Origin of the sequence: Bradyrhizobium genomosp. I (2014), assembly GCF_000261685.1 — a bacterium.
Lineage (GTDB): Bacteria > Pseudomonadota > Alphaproteobacteria > Rhizobiales > Xanthobacteraceae > Bradyrhizobium.
The window spans coordinates 1-1,359 of record NZ_AJQE01000402.1 but is presented as its reverse complement, the minus strand read 5'-3'; the positions used below and the strand labels follow the sequence as shown (position 1 = coordinate 1,359).

The following is a 1,359-nucleotide window of genomic DNA, read 5'->3' as shown; positions in this document are numbered from 1 at the left end:
GCGCTCACGATCCCGCGAAACGCGCATCACAATCCGACGGGTGACAATCGACTCCCGCAATGCCAGGATGGCACGATACGACACGGCGTAACGAACCGCCGCCAGGCGTTCATCGTTGATACCGGCGCGTGGCTCCGCCGCGTGTTGCAGGGATACCTGAACTACGACACCATTCACGGGACTCTGATACGGGCTCGGGCCTTGGCCCGGTGCGATGCTTACGCGCTGGCCCGCCGAGCGACCACAGCGCGTTCTGCAGACCCTCGGCCAGGGCGACGAAGCTCTCGCCCCAGGACTGGTAGTCGCCTCACGTGTCTCGGCGATCAGCTTCGGATGTTGTCCGTGAACAAGCCTCCAAGCACTTGATTGAGAGTCTGTTTTCCGGTTGCGGCGGCATTTGAGATTGCAGGGGATTGGGGCTTCACAGCAAAAACCTGCAATTTCGATTTTGGATTTCCCTGCCGCTGCGAACCGTGATTCTGTGCTGCATCGGAGGGACCGATGCGACCAAAGAAGCACAGGACGACAGGCTCGAACGATCTGTTCCGGTCCCGGCTGGACCAGATCATCAACATGCGACACGAGCTGGTTCTGCTCGCCGGCAGGGTCGATTGGGACTGGATCGACGGCGAGATCGCGCCGCTCTACAGCGACAACGGCAGGCCGGGTATCGCGACCCGCTTCATGATCGGATTGCTGCTGCTCAAGCACATCTACGGCCTGTCCGATGAGGGGGTGTGCGAGCGCTGGGTCCACGATCCGTACTTCCAGTTCTTCACCGGCGAAGAGTTTTTCCAGCACGTTTTCCCGCATGAGCGCTCAGACCTGAGCCACTGGCGCAAGCGGCTCGGCGACAAGCTGGAGCGGTTGTTGGCCGAGAGCCTTCGCGTGGCGCACGCGAGCGGTGCGTTGCGCAGCCAGGACCTCAAGCGGGTCACGGTCGACACGACCGTCCAACCGAAGGCCATCAGCTTCCCGACCGACGCCAAGCTGCTGCATGCAGCGATCCGCGGGTTGAACCGCCTGGCGAGGAAGCACGGGGTCAGGCTCCGGCAATCCTATGTTCGCGTGGCCAAAAGCGCGGCGATGATGGCGGGCCGCTACGCTCATGCCAAACAATTCAACCGGCATCAGCGACAGCTGCGCACCCTGCGCAGCCGGCTGGGCCGGATCATCCGCGACATTCGCCGCAAGACCGAGGGCCAGGCCGCATTGGAGGGGGCATTCGCCCTGCCGCTGAGCCGAGCCACCCAGATCGGCTCGCAGCAGCAGCGCCAGCGCGGCTGGAAGTTGTATTCCTTCCATGCTCCGGAGGTCGAGTGCATCGGCAAGGGCAAGGCCGCCGCGCCCTATGAGTTC

1 pseudogene is annotated in these 1,359 nt (G+C 63.3%); it reads left to right on the top strand.

Annotated elements, in window-relative coordinates:
* Window positions 1-501: 501 nt before the first annotated feature.
* Window positions 502-1,359: pseudogene (locus IC50_RS35375) on the top strand (IS5-like element ISBj2_B family transposase); the annotation flags it as partial.